The 26,038-nt window shown below is 73.3% G+C and carries 16 protein-coding genes and 1 pseudogene; 11 read left to right on the forward strand and 6 right to left on the reverse strand.

Features of this window, described 5'->3' with window-relative positions; translation table 11 throughout:
- Positions 1-4: 4 nt before the first annotated feature.
- From PUR26_RS06640 to PUR26_RS06670, 7 genes are all read left to right on the forward strand, one after another.
- Positions 5-826, forward strand: coding sequence for a carbohydrate ABC transporter permease (locus PUR26_RS06640; protein ID WP_329870124.1), 822 nt, complete (start codon positions 5-7; stop codon positions 824-826).
- Positions 823-3,228 (forward strand): glycoside hydrolase family 3 N-terminal domain-containing protein, encoded by a 2,406-nt coding sequence (locus PUR26_RS06645; protein WP_329870127.1) that lies wholly within the window; start codon positions 823-825, stop codon positions 3,226-3,228. Before PUR26_RS06640 ends, PUR26_RS06645 begins: the two co-directional genes overlap by 4 nt.
- Before the next feature lie 377 nt (positions 3,229-3,605).
- Positions 3,606-6,008, forward strand: coding sequence for a sensor histidine kinase (locus PUR26_RS06650; protein WP_329870129.1), 2,403 nt, complete (start codon positions 3,606-3,608; stop codon positions 6,006-6,008).
- Positions 6,005-6,409, forward strand: coding sequence for a roadblock/LC7 domain-containing protein (locus PUR26_RS06655; RefSeq protein ID WP_329870131.1), 405 nt, complete (start codon positions 6,005-6,007; stop codon positions 6,407-6,409). Before PUR26_RS06650 ends, PUR26_RS06655 begins: the two co-directional genes overlap by 4 nt.
- Positions 6,409-6,774: a DUF742 domain-containing protein gene (locus tag PUR26_RS06660; RefSeq protein ID WP_329870133.1), complete on the forward strand. Its 366-nt coding sequence runs from the start codon at positions 6,409-6,411 to the stop codon at positions 6,772-6,774. Before PUR26_RS06655 ends, PUR26_RS06660 begins: the two co-directional genes overlap by 1 nt.
- On the forward strand, positions 6,761-7,351 hold the full coding sequence (locus PUR26_RS06665) for a GTP-binding protein (RefSeq protein ID WP_329870135.1): 591 nt from the start codon (positions 6,761-6,763) through the stop codon (positions 7,349-7,351). The genes PUR26_RS06660 and PUR26_RS06665 overlap by 14 nt, the downstream gene beginning before the upstream one ends.
- Positions 7,352-7,562: 211 nt before the next feature.
- On the forward strand, positions 7,563-8,330 hold the full coding sequence (locus tag PUR26_RS06670; protein ID WP_329870137.1) for an NPP1 family protein: 768 nt from the start codon (positions 7,563-7,565) through the stop codon (positions 8,328-8,330).
- Between the two features lie 57 nt (positions 8,331-8,387).
- Here the strand turns inward: PUR26_RS06670 and PUR26_RS06675 are convergent, their stop codons facing one another.
- Positions 8,388-9,380, reverse strand: coding sequence for an ArsR/SmtB family transcription factor (locus PUR26_RS06675; protein ID WP_329870139.1), 993 nt, complete (start codon positions 9,378-9,380; stop codon positions 8,388-8,390).
- A gap of 163 nt (positions 9,381-9,543) precedes the next feature.
- Positions 9,544-10,365 (reverse strand): M23 family metallopeptidase, encoded by an 822-nt coding sequence (locus PUR26_RS06680; RefSeq protein WP_329870141.1) that lies wholly within the window; start codon positions 10,363-10,365, stop codon positions 9,544-9,546.
- 239 nt (positions 10,366-10,604) lie between these two features.
- Here PUR26_RS06680 and PUR26_RS06685 point away from each other — a divergent pair, with 239 nt between their 5' ends.
- On the forward strand, positions 10,605-12,014 hold the full coding sequence (locus PUR26_RS06685) for a hypothetical protein (protein ID WP_329870143.1): 1,410 nt from the start codon (positions 10,605-10,607) through the stop codon (positions 12,012-12,014).
- Between the two features lie 168 nt (positions 12,015-12,182).
- Here PUR26_RS06685 and PUR26_RS06690 read toward each other — a convergent pair whose 3' ends face one another.
- Positions 12,183-12,779, reverse strand: coding sequence for a DUF4232 domain-containing protein (locus tag PUR26_RS06690; RefSeq protein ID WP_329870145.1), 597 nt, complete (start codon positions 12,777-12,779; stop codon positions 12,183-12,185).
- A gap of 140 nt (positions 12,780-12,919) precedes the next feature.
- Positions 12,920-15,679, reverse strand: a complete 2,760-nt coding sequence (locus PUR26_RS06695) for an AfsR/SARP family transcriptional regulator (RefSeq protein WP_329870147.1) — start codon at positions 15,677-15,679, stop codon at positions 12,920-12,922.
- 445 nt (positions 15,680-16,124) lie between these two features.
- On the opposite strand from PUR26_RS06695, the gene PUR26_RS06700 reads away from it, so the two are divergent.
- Positions 16,125-21,533: a sacsin N-terminal ATP-binding-like domain-containing protein gene (locus PUR26_RS06700; RefSeq protein WP_329870149.1), complete on the forward strand. Its 5,409-nt coding sequence runs from the start codon at positions 16,125-16,127 to the stop codon at positions 21,531-21,533.
- Positions 21,534-21,820: 287 nt separating this feature from the next.
- Here the strand turns inward: PUR26_RS06700 and PUR26_RS06705 are convergent, their stop codons facing one another.
- The gene (locus PUR26_RS06705) at positions 21,821-22,420 is read right to left on the reverse strand and encodes a hypothetical protein (RefSeq protein ID WP_329870172.1); all 600 of its coding nucleotides are present in this window, start codon (positions 22,418-22,420) and stop codon (positions 21,821-21,823) included.
- Between the two features lie 408 nt (positions 22,421-22,828).
- Positions 22,829-23,071 (reverse strand): annotated as a pseudogene (locus PUR26_RS06710) (helix-turn-helix domain-containing protein); the annotation flags it as partial.
- Positions 23,072-23,832: 761 nt separating this feature from the next.
- Between PUR26_RS06710 and PUR26_RS06715 the strand changes: the two are divergent.
- A complete protein-coding gene (locus PUR26_RS06715) occupies positions 23,833-25,041 on the forward strand; it encodes a DUF4185 domain-containing protein (RefSeq protein ID WP_329870151.1) in 1,209 nt (402 codons plus the stop codon).
- A gap of 391 nt (positions 25,042-25,432) precedes the next feature.
- A partial coding sequence (locus tag PUR26_RS06720) for an LGFP repeat-containing protein (protein ID WP_443076991.1) occupies positions 25,433-26,038 on the forward strand: 606 nt, incomplete at its 3' end.

Below are 26,038 nucleotides of genomic sequence, written 5' to 3' on the forward strand. Positions count from 1 at the left end.
ACCTGTGACGAAGCGACGCCCCCACTACCTCGCAGGTGCCGGCTCGCTGATCTGGCTTGGTCTCGTCGGCCTGCCGCTGTACGTGATGCTCGCCGCGACCGTGCGGTCCCGGTCCGAGTACGCGCGGGGCGGCCCGCTGTCCTTCCCCGATCACCTCACCTTCGACAACTACAGCGGGGCCTTCGACAGCGGCTTCGGCCAGTACTTCCTCAACACCGTGATCGTCACCGTCAGCGTGGTCGCGATCGTCCTGCTGCTCGTGCCCCCGCTCGCCTTCGCGATCGTGCGCAGCCGGGGAAGGTTCACCTCAGGAGTGTTCCGGCTCTTCCTCCTCGGCCTCGCCATTCCCGCCCAGGCCGTGATCGTGCCGATGTTCTACCTGATCAGCAAGGCCGGCCTGTACGACAACCTGATCGGCGTCATCCTGCCCACCGCCGCCTTCTGCCTGCCGGTCTCCGCACTGATCCTCAGCGGCGCCATGCGCGACATCTCCCCCGAACTCCATGAAGCCATGGCCATCGACGGCGCCCCGCCCCGGCAGATCTTCTTCCGGCTGGTGCTCCCGCTGTCCAGGGGCGGACTCTCCACGATCGTGGTGTTCTCCGCGCTCCAGGCCTGGAACGGCTTCCTGTTCCCCCTCGTTCTGACCCAGTCCGACTCGGCCAAGCTGATCACGCTGGGTCTGTACGACTTCCGAACCGCGTACGGCATCGACATCCCCGGGCTGCTCGCCGCCGTGGTGCTCTCGATGCTGCCCGTCCTGCTCGTCTACCTGTTCGCCCGTCGCGCCCTGGTCCAGGGCCTCATGGGCGTCGGAGGAAAGTGACCGCCAACGTGGCAGTTGAGACAACCCCCGTCACCCCCGCCGTTCCCGTCTGGAACGACCCCGCCCACGACACCGGCACCCGGGTCTCCGCCCTGATCGCCGCCATGACCGTCGAGGAGAAGGTCGCGCAGCTCTTCGGCGTCTGGGTCGGTGCCTCGGACGAGGGCGGCGAGGTCGCCCCCTACCAACACGACATGGAGGAGCCGGTCGACCTGGAGGCCCTGCTTCCCCATGGCCTCGGCCAACTGACCCGGCCCTTCGGCACGGCCCCCGTCGATCCCGCACTGGGCGCGCTGTCCCTGATGCGCACACAGGCCCGCGTCACCGCCGCCAACCGCTTCGGCATCCCCGCGGTGGCCCACGAGGAGTGCCTGGCCGGCTTCGCCGCCTGGAAGGCGACCGCGTACCCCGTACCGCTGTCCTGGGGCGCCACCTTCGACCCGGAGCTCGTACGCCGCATGGCGGCCGCCATCGGCCGGGACATGCGATCGGTCGGTGTCCACCAGGGCCTCGCCCCCGTACTCGACGTCGTACGCGACGCCCGCTGGGGCCGCGTCGAGGAGACCATCGGTGAGGACCCCTACCTCGTCGGCACCGTCGCCACGGCCTACGTCCAGGGCCTCGAATCCGCCGGGATCGTCGCCACCCTCAAGCACTTCGCCGGATACTCCGCCTCCCGCGCCGGACGCAACCTCGCGCCCGTCGGCATGGGGCCCCGCGAGCGCGCCGACGTGCTGCTGGCCCCCTTCGAGATGGCCGTCCGTGAAAGCGGCGCCCGGTCCGTCATGCACGCCTACACCGACACCGACGGCGTTCCCTCCGCCGCGGACGAACAGCTGCTGACCGGTCTGCTCCGCGACACCTGGGGCTTCGACGGCACGGTCGTGGCCGACTACTTCGGCATCGCCTTCCTCAAGACCCTGCACGGCGTCGCGGGCGACTGGGCCGAGGCCGCGGGCGCCGCGCTGCGCGCCGGCGTCGATGTGGAACTCCCCACCGTCAAGACCTTCGGCGCCCCGCTCCTGGACGCCGTCTCCGCCGGGCTGATTCCCGAAGACCTCGTGGACCGGGCACTGCGCCGCGTCCTCACCCAGAAGGCGCAGCTCGGACTGCTCGACGCCGGCTGGAGCCCCGTACCGCCGGCACTGGAGGGCGCCGCCCTCGCCGACCCCGCCGCGCTGCGCGGCACGGTCGACCTGGACGGCGACGCCAACCGGCGGCTCGCACGGGAGGTCGCCGAGCAGGCGATCGTGCTGCTCCGCAACGACGGCACCCTGCCGCTCGTCCGGCCCCGCAGGATCGCCCTCGTGGGCCCCGGCGCCGATGAGCCGACCGCCGTGCTCGGCTGCTACTCCTTCCCCGTCCACGTCGGCGTCCGGCATCCGCGGACTCCCGTCGGCATCGCCCTGCCGACCCTGCGGGAGGCGCTGCGGCGGGAGTTCCCCGGTACCGAGATCGTCACCGTGCGGGGCGCCGGCATCGACGGCGACGACAGGTCGGGCTTCGCCGAGGCGGTCCGCACCGCACGGGGGGCGGACGTGGTCGTCGCGGCACTCGGCGACCGGGCCGGGCTCTTCGGCCGCGGGACCAGCGGCGAGGGGTGCGACGCCGACACCCTCGCCCTGCCCGGCGTCCAGCAGCAACTCCTCGACGCGCTCCTGGACACCGGCACACCCGTCGTGGCGACCCTGCTCGCCGGGCGGCCCTACGCACTGGGCCGCGCCGTCGACGAGGCGGCCGCGATCGTGCAGTCCTTCTTCCCCGGCGTCGAGGGGACCGGAGCCCTGGCGGGCGTGCTCAGCGGGCGCGTCAACCCCTCCGGACGGCTGCCCGTGAGCGTTCCGCGCGGCCCCGGCGCACAGCCCGCCACCTATCTGGCGGCCCGTCTCGCACAGGCCACCGAGGTGTCCAGCATCGACCCGACCCCTGCCTTCGCCTTCGGACACGGGCTGTCCTACACCGCCTTCGCCTGGAGCCGGCTCACGGTCGGGAACGGCGAGAGCGGCACCGACGGGGAGTTCACCCTCGGCTGCTCGGTCCGCAACACGGGGGACCGGGCCGGTACGGAGGTCGTGCAGCTGTACGTCCACGACCCGGTGGCCTCCGTCGTCCAGCCCGTGCAGCGGCTCATCGGATACGTGCGGGTGCCGCTCGCGCCGGGCGGGTCGAGCCGCGTGACCGTGACCGTCCCGGCCGACCTCGCGTCCTTCACCGGCCGCGACGGCCGCCGCGTCGTCGAACCGGGAGCGCTGGAGCTGCGGCTCGCGGCGTCCAGCACCGACATCCGCCTGGTCGCGAAGGTCGAGCTCACCGGCGCACCGCGCTTCGTGGACCACACCCGGCGGCTCCACGCCCGGTTCACGGTCACCGCGGACACGGGTGGTTCGCAGCCGGGCGCCTGAGCACAGGCGGCGACGGTCCGGCCCCGGGGGGCCGGACCGTCGCCGCGTGCTCCCCGGGGAGGCGGCGGGCCGGTGTCCCTGTGTCCCGCCGCCTCATGGCACGTGCGGCGGGCCGTGGCGCCGGAGGCCCGGGCGCGTACCGCGACTATCACGTGCTGAACATTGCGGCAACTACTCCATTTTCCGGCATGGCTGGTTATGATCTGCATCCCTCACGTCAGATCACCACCGGACCGGCCGTCCCCCCAGCCCATCCTCGGGCTTGCGCCGGGCCCGGCCCCAGCTCATCCCCGCGCCCGCCCCGCTCCCGAGGACCGATGTCACCCATAGAACCCGAAGGCCCACGAGCCCCGTCGAGGAGTCGACGGTGGCCGACCGTGCGCCTGCGTACCCTGCTCATCTGGCTGGCGGTGGTCCCCACCCTGGCCATGAGTGCCCAAGTGGCGGTGACGGCGGACCGGTTGCTGGCGCAGTCCGGTCATCTGCGTGCCGACGTGGCGTCCGGTGAGCGCATCGGCGTCCCCCTGTACAAGCTCATGGTCGATCTCCAGGCCGAGCGGGCGACGACCGCGGAGCGGTGGGCGGGTTCTCCCGTGCCGGAGTTCGAGCTGCTGAACCGGCGTGCCGCGACGGACAGGGCCGTGGCCGAATTCCTTCGCTCGTCGGCCACCGGTCCTGCCGGGGAGGAGACGAACCGGCATCTCCTCGGGGTGCGGAACGGTCTTGAGGACCTGGACGCCCACCGCGAACGCGCGGACGCCCGGGCCGGTGGCGCCGACCGCACCACCGCCTACTACACGGGCCTGATCGGCCAGATGATCCGCGTCTACCAGGAGGAGTTCAGTCACACCGAGGACGCCGAGGTCACCGAGGACAGCCGGCTGGTCGTCTCCCTGTTCTCGGCGTCCGAGATGCTGGCGCGCGAGGACACGATCCTCGCGTCCGCCGGGCCGTCCGGGGAACTGCCGGCCCACGCGGTCACGGAGTTCGTCGACGCCGTCGGAGCCCACCGCTACCTGTACGACGCGTGGGTCACGCCGTACCTCTCCGCCGAGGACGCGAGGTACTACGCGCGGATCACCGGCTCGGACGCCTGGAAGACCAAGACCCGCATCGAGAACGCCGTGGTGTCCGACCACGAGGACGGCGACTCCGGGGTGAAGCTGCCCGAGGAGGTCACCGACTGGCGCACGGCGCAGTCCACGTTCGCGGCGCGGCTCGGCACGCTCAACGAGGACCGGGCGCGGGCGCTGCTCGCACGCGGCGACGCCAAGGCCTCGGAGATCGAGGCGGAAGTCACCTGGCTGGTGGCGGGGAGCAGCGGCGCCCTGCTGCTCGTCGCCCTCGTGGTCGCCCTCACCACGCGCTCGGTCCTGCGCCGCCTGCGTGTGCTGCACGAGCGGACCGTGACCATCGCCGAGCGGACCGTGCCCGACGTGGTGGCCCGGCTCCAGCGCGGACAGACCGTCGACGCCGACGCCCTGCCCCGCCCCACCGGGGCCCAGGACGAGGTCGGCCGGATCAGCGACGCCTTCGCCCGGGTCGTCGCCGTGTCCGTCGAAGGGCACCGGCAGCTGGCGGACGAACGCCACGGCTTCGGCATGTTCGCCACGGGCATCGCCTCACGCACCGGGAACCTCGTCAGCCGTCAGCTAAGCCTCACCGAGGACCTCCAGGACACCTTCGGCCACGACGAGGCCCTCCTCGCCCAGCTGATGCGCTCCGACCAGCTCACCGTGGGCATGCGGCGGCAGGTCGAGAACCTGCTCATCCTGGCGGGCGGCGAGATCCCGGACCCGCACACCGAGCCCATGCGCGTGGCCGACCTGCTGCGCGAGGCGGCCGCGGAAGTGGAGGACTTCCGGCGGATCGAGCGGCAGGCCCTGGACGAGATCAGCGTGGAACCGCGTGTGATCAGCCAGATCAGCCACCTCCTGGCCGAACTGCTGGACAACGCCACCCGGTTCTCCCCGCCGAGGGCCAAGGTCGTCATCCGGGCGGAACTGGTGTCCGACGGGCTGTCGGTCGAGATCGAGGACCGTGGCCCCCGGGTCATGCCCGCGAGCTACGAGGAGATGAACCGGCGCCTGCACTCCGCGCCGCCGTACGCCGTCCTCGCGGAGAACGCGCACCGCCTGGGCCTCTTCGTGGTCGGCCACCTGGCCGACCAGCTCGGCGCCACGGTCACACTGCGCCGCTCTGTGTACGGCGGGACATCCGCCGTCGTGATCATTCCGAAGGAGCTGCTCGTGCCGACCGGGCGGGAGCTGCTGCGTCCCCCGGCGCCGGCCGTGCCCGAAGCGCGCGTGGCACCGCGGGCCGTCACCGGGCCGCTCGCCCACGCAGGGTCCGGGCCCGAGCCGGCCGCCCTCGCGCCGCCGGTGCTCGAACCGGCCGCCGTCGAGCGGGATGTGCTCGAACCGGCCGCCCCGGCGCCGTCCCTCCCCGATCTGCCCGCCGCCGCGGCCGATCGCGTCGACGGGGGACGGCCGGCCCTGGCGGTGCGCGTGCGGCCCGAGCTGCCGAGCCGCCGGACGCCGGAACCGTCCCGGGAGGGCCTGCCCCCGGCCCCGGCCGTCGTGCGGGGCACGAAGGAGCGGCCGGCTCTCCCCGAGCGCGTCCCGCAGACCCACATCGCCGAACAACTCCGCGAGCCACGCGCACCGGAGACTCCGGTCGTCCAGGACACGGCGACACCCGAAGAGGTGGCCGACGCCTGGGCGGACTACGAGGACGGGACCCAGAAAGTGGAACAAGAGCTCCGACAGGATCAGCCATGACGACGACCTCCAACGACATGATCTACAGCATTCTGGACAACAACCTGAGCAGGATCGCGGGCATCCAGGGAGCCGTGCTCCTCTCCAACGACGGGATCAAGCTCAGCGCCTATCTGCTGGAACGCCCCCAGGCCGAGCGCATCGCCGCGGCCTCCTCCGGGATCGCGGCCACGATGAAGGCGATATCCAGGGAGATCGACGGCGGCCGGGTGATCCGTCAGCTGGTCGAGATGGAAGACACGTACCTCTGCGTCGTGGGGTGCGGCGAGGGCAGCACGCTCATCGTCGTGACCTCCCGCAAGGCCCGGCTCGGAGAGCTGGGCGGCGAGGCGGTGCGCACCGCGCAGGCACTCGGCGAATGGTTGGGCACGCCCGGGCGCACCCCGATGCCGCCGTCCTGATGCCCGTCGATCCGAAGGACGCCGGCCGCCGCCGGACCCGGCTGTACGCCCTCACCGATGGCCGTACAGCCGCTCCGCCCTCCGTCCTGACCATGGACACCATGATCACGTCGGCGGCCGCCGAGGACGACCGGGGCGGTCTGCCCACCGAGTGGCAGGCCATCCTCGCCATGTGCCCGTTCCCGGACGGGCGGGCCGTCGCCGAGATCGCCGCCCGGCTGGGCATGCGCCTCACCCCGGTGACGGTCCTCCTCGGCGAGCTCGCCGAGCGCGGGCTGATCCACCATCGGCCGCCTCTGGAGGAGGCCGAGACCAGCAACGTCCACCTGCTCATGAGAATCAGGGACAGCCTTGCCCAGCTATGACCGCTCCGCCGGGGAAACGGCCCCCGTCAAGATCCTCATCGCCGGGGGGTTCGGCGTCGGCAAGACGACGCTGGTCGAGACGGTGTCCGAGATCGAACCCCTGCGTACGGAGGAACGGCTGACCGCCGCAGGGATCGGCGTCGACGACCTCGACGGCATCGAGTCCAAGGCGGTGACCACCGTCGCGATGGACTTCGGCCGGCTGACCCTCACCGATGCCGGAGTCGTCCTCTACCTGTTCGGCACACCGGGCCAGGAACGCTTCTGGTTCATGTGGGAGGACCTGCTGAACGGGGCGCTCGGCGCCGTCGTACTGGTCGACACCCGGCGACTGGACCGCAGTTTCCCGGCCGTCGACTTCTTCGAGAGCCGTGGGCTCCCGTTCGTGGTCGCCGCGAACTGCTTCCACGGTGAACAGCACTACACCGCCGAGGAGATCGGGGCGGCGCTGCATCTGCGTGACCCGGACACACCGATCCTCATGCTGGACGCCCGGACCCGTGGGGACGTGCGCGACGCCCTGCTCGCCCTCCTCGACCTGCTCATCGCCAAGGCGGGGGTCGCGGCGACCGTCTGAGGAGGCCGCCGCGCGCCGGCCGGCGGCCGGTCCGGCCGTGGCGCGCGGACGGCCACCGGCCGGCCGGTCGAACGGGGAGCATCGCCGGTTGGCCGTCCCTTCACCGTCCTGCCGCTCGTCGGCACCCCCTGGGCAACGCGGTTCCCCGATGGTGAGATGGGCATGTCAATCAGGTCGTGTGCCCCACACCACGGTCGATCAGGAGGACGCAGTGAAGACGAGCTCGCGGATCCGCAGGGTGCCACTCGTGCTCGGCAGCGCCATCGCGCTGGTCATCGCCTTTCCGGGCAGCGCGCTCGCCGAGCCGCCCAGAGCGCTGCCCGCCGACGCGGACGGGCTGGAGCAGACGTTCCAGCCCGCGTACGACTACGACACGGACGGCTGCTACCCGACCCCCGCCATCGGCCCCGACGGGACCGTGAACGGCGGCCTCAACCCCTCCGGCGCCCTCAACGGCCAGTGCCGGGACTCCTGGGACCTGGACAACACCAACGGATACGCGCGCTCCAAGTGCAACAACGGCTGGTGCGCCGTCCTGTACGGCCTCTACTTCGAGAAGGACCAGGCCGTGGCCGGCAGCGGGCTCGGCGGGCACCGCCACGACTGGGAGCACGTGGTGGTGTGGGTCCAGAACGACGAGCCCCGGTACGTCTCCACCTCCGCCCACGGGAACTTCGACATCCACGGCCGTGACCGGATCCGGTGGGACGGGACGCACCCCAAGATCGTCTACCACAAGGACGGCGTGAGCACGCACTGCTTCCGCCCCGCCAACTCCAACGACGAACCGCCGGAGAACCACTACCACGGCTGGCGGTTCCCGGCCCTGGTCGGCTGGAACGGCTACCCGGCCGGCCTGCGCGACAAGTTGAGCCGGGCCGACTTCGGAAGCGCCGTCTTCGGTCTCAAGGACGGCAACTTCAACCGCCATCTGGAGAAGGCCAAGCCGGCCGGCATCCCGTTCGACCCCCACGCCTGAGGGGTGCCACGTCCCGGCCGTGACGTCCCTCCTCCGGCGTCCGGCCGAGCGGGGCTCTCAGCGCACGGCTCCCGTCAGCACCGCCTCGCCCAGAGGGGTGCGGCGGTGCATCACCCGTACGCCCCGGCGGTGTGAGGCCAGCAGCCCCGCCTCGCGCAGGACCGAGACATGACGGCTGGCGGTGGACGAGGCGAGGCCCAGGGCCGCCGCGATCCCGGTCGTCGTCATGGGGCTGTCGAGGAGCCGTAGGAGCCGCGCCCGGGAGGAGCCGATCAGCTGGGCGGTGGACGGGACGGCGTCGCCGCGGCGCGGAAGGGACGGCGGGCCGGGAGCGGGGGAGAGCGGATGGACGAGTACCGGGGGCAGCGCGTCGTCGACCAGCGCCAGCGGGGCGTGAACACAGAAGAAGGACGGTACGAACGTCAACGGCCGTCCCTCCAGGCGCAGCTCGCGGTCGAGCGGGTACGGGGCCCGCAGGCTCCGGCCGTCCGAGGACCAGCCGGGCATCGCCCCGTACCCGGCGAGCAGCCCTTCGGCTCCGCCCGCCAACGCGGCTTCCGCCCGCCCCGCGCGGTCGGCGGCGGCCTGCGCGCGCATCGCCGGCAGATACGGCTCCACCGCCACCTCGTAGTAGCGGCGCATCGCCCAGCCCAGCCGGCGCAGCGCCTCCGGGCGGCCCTCGGCGAGCGAGCGCACGCCCGACGGGACGGGGCCGGGGGTGCGCGCGTGGAGCCGGGAGAGTTCGGCGGCCAGCCGGCGCCGGGGAGTGGACAGCACCTGGTCGAGCACGGTGTCGAAGTCCGTTCCGCCGCGGCCGGGCGTGAGGAAGTCGGGGAAGTAGTCGGTGGCAGGGCACAGGCGCATCAACGCCCTGGTCGCCGGAGCGAGTCCGGCGCGGTCCAGAGCCGTACGGACCTCGCGGCGCCATGTGCCGAAGGCGGGCGCGGCCTGGCGGTTCTGCAGCAGATGCAGACTGAGCGCGGTCTCCCACAGGGGATCGAGGCCGGCGGCGACGCGCAGCCGGGACAGTTCGCCGCCGCTGAAGTCCACCCGTAGCACTGCGCACCCCCGGTGGTACCGGGCCCCGGCGGAGCCGACCGGGGGGAGTCTACGCGGGTCGTGGAATGGACACATCCATGCCAGGACGCGCTCCGTGGGAGGCGGAGCACGTCCGGCATGGACACGGAGGGGCGCGACCCGGTCCGCCGGAGGATCAGCAGTTCGGGACGCCGGGCAGTTGGGCGTCAGGGTGGTCGATGTAGATGTTGCTGATGAACCCGTTCTGGTCGCGGAGCCTGCTCCACCAGTTGTTGCTGTGGCCCTCGGCGTTCACCGTGTCGCCCTGCTTCTGGCAGAGCACCCGCACGGCGGTCGGCCCGGAGAGCGTGGTGACGACCGCGGCGCCCAGGCGGGCGTCGGCACGGACGTTGACACCGCTGCCCCAGGTGTTGAACGGGGTGCCCGAACCGCCCCCGCAGCCGTTGTCGCTGGTCAGATAGGCCTGGTGGTAGCTGCCCGGGTAGGAGAGGCCGGCGCCGTTGATGACGATGTTCTGGCCGGCGCCGTTGTAGAGCTGCTCGTAGTGGATGTGGGCGCCGGAGGAGTTCCCGGTGCTGCCCGTGACGCCGATCTGCTGTCCCTGGGCGACCTGGGCGCCACTGGCCACCGAGTACGACGAGAGGTGGAAGTAGTACGTCGTCCAGCCGCCCCCGTGGTCCACGACGATGTAGTTGCCGGCCCCGGTGGGCTGGGAGTGCCTGGTGGCGGTCCCCGCGGCCGAGGCGAGCACGGGAGTGCCCGCCGTCGTACCGCCGTCGCCGCGCACGAAGTCGAGAGCCCGGCGGACCTCCGCGGAGTGATGGCTGTACGTCCACCGCTGGCCGCAGGGGTACGGGGCCTTGAAGACGGGCGCGGCGGCCGCCGCCGTGGGGGCCGCGGAGTCGAGGCCCTTCGCCCCCGTGGGAACGGTCTGGAGCCCGACCAGTGCCAGGAGTGCGGCGGAGAGGGCGACCGGAAGGCGTCTGAGGAACCTCACTGTTGCTCCTTCGTGGGGGAGGCGGCCCGGCGGTCCGCCGGGGCCGTGGGCGCGGTGGGAACGTAACCGAGGTGTTCTGAGCCTGACAAGAACGCGCGGCGGGCTTTCGACGAGGAACGAATCCCTTGCGTACGGCGAGTCCACGACGCGACGCTGACGGGCGGCCACCGCGGCTGCGAAGGTGCCTCATGACCTCGTTCCGTGCCTCATCCCCCACCACTTCGAGGAGCCGGTGCCCGATGCGTATGTCCTCCGCGGTGCAGCGCGCCACCGCCGGGTCCGCCACCGCCGGGTCCGCCACCGCCGGGTCCGCCACCGCCCCCCGGCCCCCGTCCCGCCCCGGAGCCCGCGCAGGGCGCGGACGGGGAGCCCTCCTCGTACTGGCCTGTTCCCTGCTTCTGGGGCCGCTCGGCGCGCTTCCCGCCGCACCGGCGGGGGCGGCCCCGGCACCCGCCCCGGCGGCCGCCGGTGTCCGGTCGGCCGCCGACGGTCCCGCCGCCGGCCGCCGGGACACGGCCGCCGGACCGGCCGCCCCGGGGACGCGGGCCGTGCCGGGCGACGTCGGGAGGAACCCCATGGCCGAGATCCCGGCCGGAGTCACCGCGGGCATCGCCGTCTACGACCGTGAGACCGGCCGCTTCACCGAACAGGTCGACGTGGACCGCCCCTTCCGGTCCGCCTCCGTCGTCAAGCTCCTGATCGCCCTGGACGTGCTGTGGGACCGGGGCCCGGGATCCGGCATCCCGGAGCAGGAGCGCCCCCGTCTGGAGGCCATGCTCCGCAGCAGCGACGACGCGCAGGCCAGCCACTACTGGGCCCAGCGCGGCGGCGCCGCCCTCGTCGGGCGGATGGTCCCCCGGCTCGGGCTCACCGGCACCCTGCCGCCCCCGGCCGGCTACCCGGCCTACTGGGGCTACACCGCGATCACCGCGGCCGACACGGTCCGGGTCTACCGCCATGTGCTCGATGTCGCGCCCGCCGTGGTGCGGGAGTTCGTGATGGACAACCTGCACCGGTCGACGCGGTGCGCGAACGACGGCTTCGACCAGTACTTCGGCATCCCCTCGGCCTTCGAGGGGCCCTGGGCGGTCAAGCAGGGCTGGTCGGGCTTCAGCTCGGGCGGCTGCACCGCCGACGGCGGAACGCCCGTACCGGCCACCCGCCCGCAGGAGCCGGCCACGGTCCACGCGGACGGCGACGGCGGCGCACGGGGCGCCCGCGCCCTCGACCTGGTCTCCGAGGCCCTGCACACGACGGGCACCGTGGGCCCCGGCGACCGGACCATCGTCGCCGTCCTCACCCTGCACCCGGACAAGACCTCCTACGGCGCGGCGTCCTCCGGCGTCACGCGGCTGACCGACTCGCTCGACGTGCCCGGCGCCCGGCGTCCGGCCGGAAGCCGGTTCGGCACCTGGGGCTCGGGGGTCCGCGTCCGCGAGGCGACGACGACCGCCTCGGCCGCGATCACCACCCTGCCCGCCGGCATCGAGGTGCTGGTCGGATGCCAGAAGCGCGGCCAGACCGTCTCGGTGCCGCCCTACGTCAACGACTGGTGGGCCTATCTCCCGCAGTACGACGGCTACGTGACCAACATCTACCTCGACTCGCCCGACAACAAGCTGCCGGGAGTGCGCGACTGCGCCGAGTGACCTGGTCCGGAGATCCTGTCGCAGTAGCACACACGACCAAGGTCAGCGCCGGCCCGTCGACCGCTCACACCTGTTCCTCTGCGTGACCGTTCTGCGGTGGGGCGACGACGGGCAGGCACGGCCCTGCCCGCCCGGCGGGACCTCGACGGTCATGCCTCGCCGGCGCGTTCAAAAGTCGTACGGCCTGACGGTGCTCCAGTCCGTGACGTCGGCGTCCGACCAGGTGAACTCCGACGGCACGCCCTTGCCGTCGAGGGCCTCGTGCTCGGTGCCGGGGCCGGTGTCCCCGGTCTGGTCGCGCAGGGCGAGGGAGAGGGACACCGACGTGCGGGTCCCCGCGCTGCCGGCCAGGAGGTTCACCGCGGAGTGCACCGTGGCGCCCGGGCGGACCGTGATCCGGGTGCCGCCGCCCGTGGTCTCCTTGGCCGAACGGCCCAGCACGTCCGCGGTGTCCCCGAGCATGACGGACGGGTACGAGGTGACCCAGCAGGGGTCGGCGTCGGCGTTGCGCGCGGTGATCAGCAGGTGCTCGCCCCGTTGCTGCGGGAAGCGGTGCACCACGGAGTACGACAGCTCGTCGCCGCCGCACGGACGGATGTCGGCGGAGCCGACGGTGGTGACCTCGCCGGAACGGGAACCGGAGCCGGAACCGGCACCCGGGGCGGAGCCCGCCGCGTTGCCCGGGCCGCCGCAGGCGCTCAGGGGCAGGGACAGGACCAGCGCGGCGGCGGCCAGGGCGGTCGTGCGGGCGCGTGAGGCAGGCATGATGAGGTCCCCCGGACGGTGCTGCGGAATGCGGGCGGAGTCGTCTCCGCCGTGGGGACACCACACTGGCCCGCCCCGCTGGCGTCGCGCTCACGCGCCGCTGACGTCCCGCTGACGCCGGCCCCCGTGGACCCCCGGGCTCAGGTCCGGTCCATGAGCCGCACCATCGCCGTGTCGTACCGTGCCCGCAGCCCCACGTCCGCCGACACCCGCAGCAGCGCGGCGAGTGCCCGGACGGCCCCCTCGTCGTAGCCGAACGACTCCGCCTCGCCCGCCGCCTCCTCAAGGCGCCGGATCCCCTCGGCCTCCTCACCCATACCCAACAGGGCCTCACCGGCCGCCGTGAGCAGCAACACGCGGGACGCCGACGGCGCGTCCGAGCCGTCGAGGGCGAGCGCGGCGGCAGCGGTGTCGAAGGCCGACCGCCATCTCCTGGCGTCCAGCTGGTGCCGGGCGAGGTGGTGCAGGGCCAGCCGCTCGGTATGGGCGTCGCCGACGCCGCGGGCCAGTTCCGCGGCGCGCGTACAGCCTTCGGCCGCCTCCTCCGTACCGCCGAGCGCCGCCTGCACCAACGAGAGGTTGACCAGCGCGGTCGCCTCACCGCGCGGATCGCCGGCCTTTGCGGCGAGCGCGGGCGCCGCCTCCAGGTGGACCAGCGCCTCATCTGTGCGGCCCTCCTCGGTCAGTACCCATCCGAGCAGGGCGAGCACGCGCGACTCGGCACGGGTGTCGGCATCGGCCCGTGCGGCCTCCAACGCCGCCTCCAGCACCGGAACCCAGCCGTCCCGCACACGCCAGACCATCTGCGGCCACATCGCGAGGACGATCCGCCACGTCCTGCTGTGCAGACCGGCGTCGCGCGCGGCGACCGCGGCCAGGGCCAGGTCGTCTCGTTCGGCCGCGTACCACGCCATGGCCTGCTCACGGTCGGCGAACTCCCGGACCGCGCGCGGCGGCCGGAAGTCCGCGGGCAGCGCGAAACACGACTCGTCGCCGGGTTCGGCGGCGCCCGCCGCGGCCAGCGCGGTCGCCACGGTCTGGTCCAGGACCCGGACGAGCGCCTCGGGCTCGGAGTCCAGGCCCCGTGCGTACAGCCGGACGAGATCGTGGAGCGTCCAGCGCCCCGGCGCGGTCCGCGTCAGCAGATGCGCCGCTGTCAGCTTGTCCAGCGTCGCCTCGGCCGTGGCCGGGTCCGTGCCGGCCAGGGCCGCCGCCGTGAACCGGTCGATGGACGTGCCCGGGTGGCGGCCGAGGTGCGCGAAGTGCCGGGCCACGTCGTCGGGCAGCCGGCGCACGGTGAGCCTGAGGGCCGCCCGCACCCCCGTGTCCTCCACGTCCAGGAGGGCCAGCCGGCGCGACTCGTCGGACAGTTCTACGCTCATCGCGCTCAGGGACCAGTCCGGCTGGTCCGCCAGCCGGGCGGCGGCCACCCGCAGGGCCAGGGGGAGCCCGCCGCACAGCTCCGCGAGGCGCCGGGCGGCCACCGCCTCGGCGAGCACCCGCTCCTCGCCGAGCACGGCGGCGAGCAGGGCCGTGCCGTCCTTGGCGCCGAGCACGTCCACGGGGACGGGACGGGCCGCGTCGGAGGCGATCAGCCCGCGCAGCCGGTACCGGCTGGTGACCACGGTGACGCACCGGGCGCCACCCGGCAGCAGCTCCCTGACCTGATCGGAACCGCGGGCGTTGTCGAGGACGACGAGCAGCTGACGGCCGGCGGCCAGGGTCCGGAACAGCGCGGACGCGCCGTTCGCCGACTCCGGGATCCGGCGGGGCGCGACACCCAGCGCCAACAGGAACTCGCGCAGCACCTCGATATGGGTCGGCTCGCCCGTATCGCTGAAGCCGCGCAGGTCGGCGTAGAGCAGGCCACCCGGAAACGCGGCGCGGTTGCGGTGTGCCCAGTGCACGACCAGCGCCGTCTTGCCCACCCCCGCCGGACCGGTGACCAGGCACACGGGCGACTCGCCGGCCGCGGCCCGGGACAGCGCGGTCAGTTCGGCGGCGCGCCCGTGGAACCCCCGCGGCATACGCGGCAGCAGATCGACGACGTCCGGCGCCGGAACGGCCGGCGGCCCCGAGGGGGCGGCCGGAGCGGGGGCCGGAGCCGTTGCCGGCGCTTCGGCGGGGTCCGCCGCTTCCGCCGCTTCCGCCGCTTCCTCGTGCGCTCCGCGCAGCGCCACGGCGTAGGCGTCCGCCAGCTCACGGCCCGGGTCCACCCCCAGTTCGTCGGCGAGCAGCCGCCGTGTCCGGTGGAACCGGTCGAGCGCCTCCGAACGGCGCCCCGCGCGCTGCAATGCCCTCATCAGCGCGGCGGACAGCGATTCGCGCAGCGGATGCGCGTCGGCCTCCGCGCCCAGCACCGCCGCCGCCCGGGTGTGGTCGCCCATCCGCGTGTACGCCGCGGCCAGCGACTCCACGGTGGCCAGCCGGAGCTCCTCCAGGGTGAGCGCGGCGGCCTGCATCGGCGGACTCGGATACGCCCCGGTCAGCGCGGGCCCCTGCCACAGGGACAGCGCCTCCTGGTACATCGCAGCGGCGTCCCCCGGCGCGCGCTGGCAGCGGGCCAGCGTCACCAGCTCCTCGAAACGGTGGGCGTCCAGCAGGGTCTCCGGCATGCGCAGCATGTACGACGTGCCCTGGGTGACCAGTTCGACACCGAACATCTCGGCGTGCGCGTCGGCGAACAGGACCCGCAGGCGTGAGACATGCCCCTGGATGACGCTGCGGGCCCGCAGGGGCGGCTCGTCGTCCCACAGCGCCTCCGTCAGCCGCTCCACCGGCACGGGGCGGTTCGGCTTCAGCAGCAGGGCAGCGAGCAGGCTGCGCCTCTTGGCGGGGCCGAGGGGCGGTTCGCCGGCCTCGGTGGCGACGGAAACCGCTCCGAGCAGCCGGAACTCCACTGGTACAACTCCTCCGAAAGGGGAGAGCCAGGTTATCGGAGGCGGGGGCGCGCACGGTGGCCCCCAGCCGTGCGTCAGCCAGGGTCCGGCCGAGGATCGACGGTCGAGCGCTGTGTGGCTGAGCAGGCGTGATGCGGGGGCACACGGGTCCCGGGGCCGCGGGCCCGGGGGTGCGCGCGGGGGCCCCGGTGAAGCGGTCGCCCGCGAGGGCGGTGGCGCGGGACGGGCGGCCGGCGGGAGAACGGCTCGTTCCCGGCAGCGACATCGCAGCGACATCGCAGCGACATGGCAGCGGCGGGACGGCTCACCACGGTGCGAGGCCCTGAGCTGCGTGCGTACCGGCTCCCGGGGTGCGACGGGGCGCCGTTGTCAGTGGGCCGGGCTATCTTCACCGGAGATCCCTCGCACGGGGATCGACGGGGGAGTGCGACCGGAGGGGGCCGTCGTGACGGTGGGGCGCGTCGAGGACGGATCGGCGGACGCGTACGCGCGTGAGGTACGCGCGTACGCGGACGCGGTGCTGGAGGAGTGGCAGAGACCGTCCCGGTGGCAGCCGGGCCCGCAACTGCGCGCGGTCTCCTGGATGAATGCCAGGGACTACGCCGGCCGGTTCCTGCTGGAGCTCCTGCAGAACGGGCACGACGCCCACCCCCGGGACCGCGGGGACGGACACGTCCACGTGCTGCTGGACGAGGGGGAGGGGCCCCACGGCACGCTGTACGTGGCCAACGGCGGGACCCCCTTCCTGTGGGAGAAGGTCGAGCGGGTGTGCAAGCTCGCGCAGAGCGACAAACGGGTGGGCGAGGGGATCGGCAACAAGGGGCTCGGCTTCCGCAGTGTCCTGGAGATCACGGAGTCGCCCGAGATCTACAGCGACGACCCCGCCGCCCCGGGCACCGGAAGGCTGGACGGCTACCGGTTCCGCTTCGCGGGGAAGGACGATCTCCGGGTCCTGCTGGGAGGCGACGACGCACTGGTCGACATGGTGGTCAGGGAGTATCCGCCCCTGCAGGTTCCCTTTCCGGTCGACGAACTGCCCGTCACCTGCGCGGAGCTGGGGGCGGCCGGCCATGTGACCGTGGTCCGGCTGCCGCTGCGCAGCGAGGCGGCCGGACGGGAGACGGCCAGACGCCTGAAGGAGCTGGCCAGGGCCAGGACCCCCGTCATGCTGTTCCTCGACCGTCTGGACCGCCTGGTGCTGGAGCGCCGCAAGGCGGACGGTTCGGTCGACCGCACGGACCTGGTGCGTGAGGAGAAGCCCGCGGGCTCGGCACGGACCCGGGACGAGCGGGGGCGGGATCCGCGGTCCGCGCCCGTGGTCTCGGTGTCCCGCGTCGGCCTCGGCGAGCTGGGGGAGTTCCTCGTGGCCCGCGGCGCCGTGCCGGACCAGCGGCTGCGCGACACGGTCGCGGACGCGGTGGAGACCGGCGCCCTCGACGAATCCTGGCTGCGGTGGGAAGAGGCCGCGGTGGTGGAGGTCGCGCTGCCGGCCGGGGGCGAGGCCGACCGGCGCGGGCAGCTGTACACGTTCCTCCCGCTCGGTGACGACATGGCCGCGCCCCTGCGAGGGCATGTGAACGCTCCGTTCTTCACGAAGATGGACCGGACCGATCTCGACCGCGAGCACCCGCTCAACACGATGCTGTACGACGCCCTGGCCGAGACCTGCCTGCTGGCCGCCGAGGAGTGGCGGGCCCTGCCGGGCGACGTTCATCGCGCCGCCGCCGTGGACGTCCTCGGATGGGAGACGGGAGCGCAGTACGCGGGCCTCCTGGCCACGGCCGCCCGGCGGGCGCACGGCCGCGCCTTCGAGGACGTGCCGCTCGTACCGGTCCTGGACCCTGCCGGGCCGGGCGGCTGGACCACCCCCCGGGAGGCGGTGCTGTGGCCGGCCGGCGACCTCACCACCCTGACGGCACGGTCCGCCGGGGCCGTCGGCATCCCGGTGGCCGATCCCCGGGTGGGAGGGGGCCGGATGAGGCGCCTGGCCAGGGTGTGCGCCTACCTCAAGTGTCCGCTGGAGCCGTCGACGCCCGACCGGGCGGGCTATGTGGAGCGCATCGTCGCGGTCCTGCCTCCGCCCGCTCCCGGGGAGCCCGTCGGCGCCTGGGACGGCGTCTACACCGACCTCACGCAGCTCTTCGCCGGTGACGGCGCGGCGCTGCGGGGCCGGAAGCTGCTGCTGGCGGACGACGGCACGCTCGGACGGTGCAACGCGGGCCATTGGCGCGAACCGGGGACATCGGGACGGACGGCACGCAGAGAGGCGTTCTTCCAGCCGGTGCGCGGCGAGGCGGGACACCGGGGCGAGCCGGCCGTGCCCGACGTGCTGGGAAAGCGGCTCTTCTACCTCCACTCGGGCCTGCTGGGGACGGAGGAGGGCGGCGCCCGGCACGAAGAGGCGAGATTCTTCCTCGAACTGCATGGTCTGGTCAGGAAGTTCGACGTCGACGGGCTGCTCGAACACGTCCGTCTGGCCCTCGGCGAGAGCAGTGCGCGCAGACTGCGTGAACAGGCCCTGAAGTTCGTGTTCCGGCTGTACCGGTCCCGCGGACCCGCCCGCCCCCTGGCCGTCAAGCAGTTGGGCCTGTACGTGCCCTCCGCCGCCGGATCGACGATCCTGGCGGGTACCGCGGCGTTCGGGGCGGGCTGGCGCGGTACGCACGGGGACGACCTGGCCGCCGTCGTCGACGAGGGCAGGGACGCCTCCAGCGACCTCAGGGGATTGGAGGCCCGTCTCGTCGCGCCGCCGACGGCGTTCGTCGGACGGGGGGAGACCCTGGAGGAGTGGCGGGACTTCCTGCGCGCGCTCGGAGTCACCGACGGTCTCATTCCGGTGTCCAGCGGCGGGGTGGACGCGACCGCCCACGGGAGCCGGCTCCACACCGGCTCGCTCGTCCGCATGGCCCGGGCCCCGAGGGGCGTCGTCGAGCAATGGGAGCCGTTCGTCGGTCGTGGCCGCGGCACGGTGCGGTACCCCAACACGCCCTACCGGGGCACCCCCTTCCACCGACTTCCCGGACAGGAGGTCGTCGGCGGCTTCAGCGAGCCGGGCCGCCTCGCCTACGCACGACTGGTCCTGCACGGCCTGTCGCACTGGAACGACAGACGTTTCACGAGTCTGTGGACCCGTGCAAGGTCGGGGGACAAGGACCCGCGCAAAGTGCTGACGCCGCTGCGCGCGTTCGTGGAGGAGCAGCCGTGGCTGCCCGTGCGCGGCCGGGACCGTGCCATCGCCTTCGTACGACCGGCGGACGCGTGGCATCACCCGGGAGCCCCGGAGGAGGAGCCGGCCTTCGCCCCCACCGTCGCCCGGCGCTTCCGCGGCCTGCTGGACGCGGGGAACACCCTCTCCCGGCTCCGCGAGCTGGGCCTGCCCACCTGGGACGAACCGCGCGACAGCGCGCGACTCGTCGCGTACCTGGGCCGGGCGGTCGGCGCCGGCCTGATCGGCCCCGAGGACCGGCCCGCCGTGCAGCGCGCCAACCAGAGGGCCTGGAAGGACCTGACGGCGCTCCCCGACGCCCGCCTCCGTCCCTGGAACGTGACCGAGCCGCTGGCGGAGGCCTCGCTGCTCGTCGAAGAGGGGGAACGGCTGGTCACCCTCGACGTCGAGACGCTGGGCGAAGGAGGCCGGACGCTCTACGTCAGCGGTGAGCGCGACACCCTGGCCGCGCGCCTCATCCGGGAGACGAGCAACCCCCTGCTGGTGGTGCCGGGGGCGGGAAAGGCGGCGGCCGGCCTGCTCAGGCACCTCTGCCCCGACGCGATCCGGCTGGTCGACGAGGCGGAGCTGTCCGTGGAGGTCGACGGGGGAGGGGAAGGCGACGACGGACACGCCGACCTGTCCGCTCTCGGCGACCCCCTGACCGACCGTCTGCCCTGGCTGCCGCTCGCCGTGGGGGCGCTGGCCGACCACGCCACCGACGGGATCAGGCCCACCGACACGACCCTGACCCGGCTGGTGGCGACCGTCCGGGGGCTGCGCCTGTACGGCTACGAGAGCCTGCGCATCTCGTTCGACGGGACACCGATCCGACTGCCGGAGCGCCTGTCCGGAATCCTCCCCCTGCCGGGCGTCCGCAGGCCCCTGATCCTCGCCCCCCGGGAAGCGGCCCGAGCGCTCGACTGGGAGGCGGTGGGACGGCTCGCCGAGGCGGCGGCCCAGCTGGCGGGGCAGCCTTCCGCGGCGCTGCGCCTGCGGCTCGCCGCCCATGAACTGCGCACCGCCTACAGCGACATCGCCACGCCGTCCGAGGACGTGCTCGCCCGGGCCCTCGGGATCTCCGCCGCGCAACTGGAGGAGACGGCCCGACGCCTCGACGGGTCGGTCGCCGGGGTACTGGAGCGCTGCCTGCCCGTGCTGGCGCACATACTGGGCGAGCCGCGGGCCCGGGACCTCCTGGACCCGCCGCCCACCGACAGCCGGGAGCTCGTCACGCTGCTCGTCCCCCACCGCGACGCACTCCCGCTGGAGCCGAAGGACCTGGTGGCTGCCGCACGGATCGCGCGGGACGTCGATGAACTGCGTGCCGCGGCGGGCATCGACTTCGCGGAGTTCAACCGGACACTGACGGGGCTGGGGCCGCCGTACCGGCCGATCAGCCGGTCCGAATCGCACGAGGAGGCGGTCCGTCTCCATGTCGACCTGCACCGGAGCCGGCTCGTGGACCGGCTCCGGTGGGCGGTTCTGGACCGCTTCGACGGACGCCGGCCGACGGCCGACGACTGGCCCGGACTGCGTTCCCTGACATGGATCGGGGCCCCCGACTCCTGGGCGCTGACGAAGGAGCACGCCGATGTGGCCTCGCTGCGGTCCCACATCGAGGACGAGCTCACCCGCCGGCTCGGTCGCAGCGCGCCCCTCCAGGGGGAGCGTCTGCCCGCCCTGGAACCGGTGCGCAGCCGCAACGGTGCGCTGGTGCGCGGCCTGACGGGCGAAGCCGTGGCCCTGGTGAACGCCGCCCGCAAGCGCCTGCCGCCGGCGTTGGCCGCGCCCGACCCGGCCGTGGAGATCACGACGCTGCTGGACAGGGCCGGCGCCCTGGACTTCCGCGATCTCACCGCCGATGACGTCCTGGCCTGGCTGGAGGCCCTGGGGCAGTGGCCCGCCGGGATGCCGCCGACCCTGGACGCAACGGCCCATGGGCTCACCGCCGAGGACCTCGATCGTGTCCGGGACGACGCCGAACGGGCACGTGAGGAGCGTGTACGTCGCAGGAGCGTCATCTCCTTCGGGGGCACCGAGATGGACGTCGCCGCTGGTGACTTCACCGAGCTGGCGAGCGAACTCCAGCGCGTGCTGGAGGCCGGCCCGGGCATCGTCCAGGGGCGCAGGGGCTTCGCGGCCCTTCAGGAACCAAGGGCCCGCACAGGCGGGCCGACGGGCTCCCCGCGGCCGGGCCGTCACCCGGCCGTGGACCGGGGGCTGTCCGCGGCCCAACGCCGGGCGATCGGGTTCATCGGGGAGTGGTTCGCCTACCGGTGGCTGCGTGAGCAGCATGAGGCGGTGAACGAGACCAGCTGGGTGTCGTCCAACCGGCGGAGCGTGTTCCCCGGCTCGCCGGGCGACGACACCCTGGGCTTCGACTTCAGGGTCGGCTCGGGCAGGCACCCGCTGATGTACGAGGTGAAGGCGACACAGGGAGAGGGCGGCCAGATCGAACTGGGGGAGAGCGAGGTGAGGGCGGCGCAGCGGTTCGCGGGCAGTGAGAGGTGGCGCATACTCGCGATCACTTCGGTGCTCGACCCGGAAGGACTGGGGGTCCATGTGCTTCCCAACCCGTTCAGCGCACGTGGCCGCGGCGTCTACCGGGAGGAGGGAGGCGCCTTGCGCTTCTCGTACCGCATGTGAAACCGGCACGGCGACCGCATCGTGCCCACCGGGGTCTCAGCGGTTTCGCTCCGCGGTCGTCCCCGTGCCGGAGCCCGGAAGGCGGTGCGGCCCCTGCGGCCCGGGCGGTCCGGGCGGGCGCCGGGCGACACCGGGCGGGGTGCCCCGGCGGCCCGACGTGCGGGCCGTCGTCGGCGGGTGCCCCCCGGGGGCGTACGGACCGGCGACGCCCGCCCGGGGTGCCCCTCACGGCCGGACGGCCTCCCGGCCCGTGCGGCCTCCGGCGCGCATGGCGCCCGGTGGGCCGCTCACGCCGGATCCGGCGACGGGCTGTAGCGCAGGACGTTGGCGCGGACCCGGTTCAGGTAGGGCTGGACGCGTCGGAGTTCTGGGCCCTGCTGCTGCACGATCCAGGTGGCGGTGCGGTAGGCGGCGGCCAGGTTGAGGCCGGGGTCACCGGGGACGCCTTCGAGATCGGGAGCGACGGCGCAGAGCATCCTGCCCAGAGCGGCGATGGAGTCCTCGGGGCTGAACGGCGGTCGGGGAACCGTGTGCTGCCGGTCGGGCGGCAGGTAGTACCGGAGCACGCGCGGGGTCCAACGGGCGATGCCGTATTCGTCCTTCGCCGGGTCGCTGAGCGCGGCGTCGAACCCGCTCTCGGCCTCGAGTATGCCGGCCACCAGGGCAGGGCTGATCTCCGGGAGGCCGCACAGGGTGCCGGCCTGGATGATCAGGGGGCGGTAGCGCCGGGGGATGTCGGCGTCCGTCCGCAGCCACCGGGCGTCCTCGCGCGTACGGGCCTGCGCGGCGGAGCCGGCCGTGTCCTGCTTCCGGTCCGGACGCGGAGCGGTCTTCGGCGACGCCGAGTCACCGGGTAAGGACGCGCAGAGCAGTGCCACGGCGGCCATGACGGCGGTCGTTCCGGCGGAACGGCGCGACGCCGGCCGGCGCGGTATGCCGAGGAAGCCGCGTCCTTGCGTCCGGGTTCCACCCGCTCCGGTCGGTTCCTCCCTCCCGGATGCCTCCGCCACGGCGGCCGGCTCCGCCACGGCAGATGCATCCGCCCCGGACTCCGCCCTCCCGGACTCCGCCCTCCCGGACTCCGCCCTCCCGGACTCCGCCCTCCCGGACTCCGCCCTCCCGGACGTCTCCGTGGCGGGCCGCTCCGCACCGGGTGGTGCCGCCGGGCTGGACGCCTCGGTCGGGCCGGGCGGCACTCCGGGTTCGCGGGTGTCCGGGGCCCCCTCGGCCGAAGGCGCCTGGCCCGGTCCGGTGATGAGGCTGTGCGTAAGGATCCTGCGCTGCTCCCACTCGTCCGGGTCGCCACCGCAGGCGCTCACGAACGCGGCCAGCACGGCGGGGCTCGGCAGGCGTTGGCCGGCGGCGGCAGCGGCGAGGGTGGACGCGGAGAAATGGGTGCGGGTGGCGAGCCGGCGATAGGGCGGGCTGCCGGCCCGGCGCCTCAGCTCCCGTAAGTCGTAGGCGAATCGGGCCAGTGGACCCTCCAAAGGGTCCAGCGGCTGTTCCTGGCGTCCCACCTCTCGTTCCTCCCTGTCCATGGACGGTCTGGTTCACCTGGAGCCCGGTGCGCCGGACGGTGCGAGGGAGCCGCGATGTCCGGAGATTGTCCGGCGTCTGTCCGACGAGGCCATCGTGCCGGGACACGGCGTCCACCACCGGATTCAATGGGCCTCGCACACGACGGGCGACGGGTCCGGCGGTATTCGCGTGGGCCGTCGCCCCCTCCCGCGCACTCGCCCTCCCGCGCCGGCCGAACCGAGGAAGACCCCCGTACGGACCGGCGTGAACGTGACAGCCCGGGTCGGCCCGAGCCGCTGAACGGAAGGAAGTACGTGCCCGGATGCCCGGATGGTCACGCCCGCGGCGGAGTGACGGCGACTGCGCCGGTACGGCCGAACGCTGCCGTCGTCGTGGCCGCTGTACTGGATGCGGCAGGCGCCGGACGCGGCGTCGGCCCCGCACCGGGGGGCGTCGTGCCGGACAGGCGCGAGGCCCGCCACAGAAGTGGTGGACCGGACGCGGCGGCCGGAACGCTCCATGCCGACGCGTCCGGACGCGGGTCCGGTCCGAAGGGGCCCGGCACGGTTCGCCGGCAGGGCCTGAGCGGGTGCTTGGGCCGTGACAACCATGAGGACATCCAACCGTTCCGCGTGCGAAGCGAGGCCGGTTTCGGACTCATCACCCCTGTGCGGTACTTCACAGGCGCCACGGGACGTGCGCGGCCCGGCAGCCGCGCGCCCGCCGGGCCGCGCCCCTCACCGCACACCCGATATCCCGACACATCCCGGAGGTCTGATCGATGTCCATCCCTTCACAGCCGGACCGCCCCCCGGTGTCCCGCAGGTCGTTGCTCAGGGCCGGGGCGGGCGTCGCCCTGGGCGCGGGCGTGGCCGGGGCGACGGCCTCCCACGCCGCCGCCGCTCCCCGAGCCGGCGTCGGGGCCCTGGCGCAGCGCGGTACGCCGTTGTGCGAACAGCCCGGTGACTCGGCCGCCGCGCAGGGGCTCGGCTCGGGGGACCTCGCCATCCCCTACTACCGGGAGCACGACAACAGCTGGGGCTATGTCTTCGGTGACGCCTGGGCCGGACCGGGACTCAGCGGTGAGTACCTCGGCTCCCCGCTGATGCTGAACCAGGCGCGGTTCGACGCCTCCGGCGCGACACCGATCTCGTTCACCTGGGCCATGCCCACCGGCGGCCGTGCGCGGCAGCTGTTCGACTACCGGCACGACCAGGACAACGGGCACGGCATGGAGGTCAGCCGGATCCCGAACGACTGCATCGAGTTCGGCGGGCGCACCTACATCCAGTACACGTCCGTCGCCGTGTGGAAGCCGCCCGCCGGGTACGACGGTTCACTGATGTCGGGCGTGGCCTACTCGGACGACCACGGCGTGACGTGGCATGACTACCCGTACCACTGGGCGGGCGACACCCAGGGCGTGAACCAGTCCATGTACGGCATGTGGTCGTTCGCGGGCATCGACCCCGACGGGTGGCTGTACATCTTCTCCAAGCGCTGGAACGGCAGCCACATGAACACGGCCGACGGCGGGGCCATCCAGTTGTTCCGCATCTGGCCGGACGACTTCCGTGCCGGGAACTTCGGTGCCCAGCAGAACTGGGCACACCACGAGGGCCGCTGGCAGTGGACCACCGCCGCCCCGCCCACCGCCATCCTCACCGGCAACAACATCGGCGAGTTCTCGGTGAAGCGGATCGGCGGCACCTACTGCATGAGCTACTTCGACGTGGCCGACTACTCGATCAGCACCCGCACCGCCCCCCGGCCCGACGCCGTGTGGAGCGCCCCCAAGCCGCAGATCGTCGGCGACGCGGCCTGGCCGCCCAGTCACTGGGGGAAGCCGCAACTCCCCTTCCTGTACGGCGGTTACATCCATCCGGGCAGCGCCAGTGCGACATCGCTCACGCTGATCGTGTCGCAGTGGAACGGACAACTCGGACAGTCGCCGTACCGGGTGCTCCAGTACGACGGCATCAACCCGTAGCCGCGTACCCGGCGCGGGCCCTTCGCCACAACGGCCGCAGGGCCCGCGCCCACTCACCGACCACCCTTCCCTCAGGAGGAGGCGCATGAACAGCGCCGTTGCACGACGAGCGATACCGAGACCTGCGACGAGAACGAGAACGGGAACGGAAACGGGAACAGGAACAGGAACGAGATCGGAATCGGGACCCGGATCGGGATCGGGATCGGGGCGGAGGAGGAGACCGGGACCGCGAGCGGGCGCACTGATCACGCTCCTGCTGGCCCTCGCCGCCACGACCGCCCTGGCTGGCCCGGCACGGGCGCAGGACCCGACGGACATCCCCGGCCCCCTGAACCACGCCGCGCCCGCCGAGGCGTACTGCTCCATCCCGTCCGACCGGGACATCGCGGTGACCCGAAAGGTCTACGAGGTCGGCCAGCGTCTGAACGTGTCCGCCAAGGTGATGCTCGCCGGTTTCGAGACGGGCTGGGTCGAGTCCCGTATGAACAACCTGGCCTGCGGCGACCGTGATTCGCTCGGGGTCTTCCAGCAGCGCCCCTCACAGGGCTGGGGCACGCCCGAGCAGGTGATGGACGTCGACTACGCGGCGAACAAGTTCTTCGAAGTGGCCCTCCGGATGGAGCCCGGCATGGAGGGCAGCACCCCGGGGCAGCTCGCCCAGGCCGTGCAGCGCTCTGCGTACCCGGAGCGGTACGACCAGGCAGAGGGCATCGCCCGCGCGATGCGGGACGAGGCGTTCCAGCCGTACGGCACGATCGGGGCGAAGTACGGCGCCATGGGCGGTCCGGGCGGTGTGCTCGGCGGTCCGGTCCGGGCCGAGGAGGCAGCCTCCCTCGGCGGGCGTTTCCAGCTGTTCCAGAACGGGATCATTCTGTGGCGTCCGGATGTGGCGTTCGCGATCCATGGGGACATCCTGGGGAAGTTCTGGGCGACGGATGCGGAGCGGCGTTGGGGTTTCCCGACGATGGATGAGGCGGACGCGTCGCGTGCTCCG

The sequence above is a fragment of the Streptomyces sp. SP18CS02 genome (assembly GCF_036322365.1).
In the GTDB taxonomy this organism is placed as follows: Bacteria; Actinomycetota; Actinomycetes; order Streptomycetales; family Streptomycetaceae; genus Streptomyces.

What these genes read in the sequence shown, in the direction of transcription:
- PUR26_RS06655 (WP_329870131.1), top strand. Translation starts at nt 6,005, where the DNA reads ATGACGACGACCTCCAACGACATGATCTACAGCATTCTGGACAACAAC.
- PUR26_RS06660 (WP_329870133.1), top strand. Translation starts at nt 6,409, where the DNA reads ATGCCCGTCGATCCGAAGGACGCCGGCCGCCGCCGGACCCGGCTGTAC.
- PUR26_RS06685 (WP_329870143.1), top strand. Translation starts at nt 10,605, where the DNA reads ATGCGTATGTCCTCCGCGGTGCAGCGCGCCACCGCCGGGTCCGCCACC.
- PUR26_RS06705 (WP_329870172.1), bottom strand. Translation starts at nt 22,420, where the DNA reads ATGGCCGCCGTGGCACTGCTCTGCGCGTCCTTACCCGGTGACTCGGCG.
- PUR26_RS06690 (WP_329870145.1), bottom strand. Translation starts at nt 12,779, where the DNA reads ATGCCTGCCTCACGCGCCCGCACGACCGCCCTGGCCGCCGCCGCGCTG.
- PUR26_RS06715 (WP_329870151.1), top strand. Translation starts at nt 23,833, where the DNA reads ATGTCCATCCCTTCACAGCCGGACCGCCCCCCGGTGTCCCGCAGGTCG.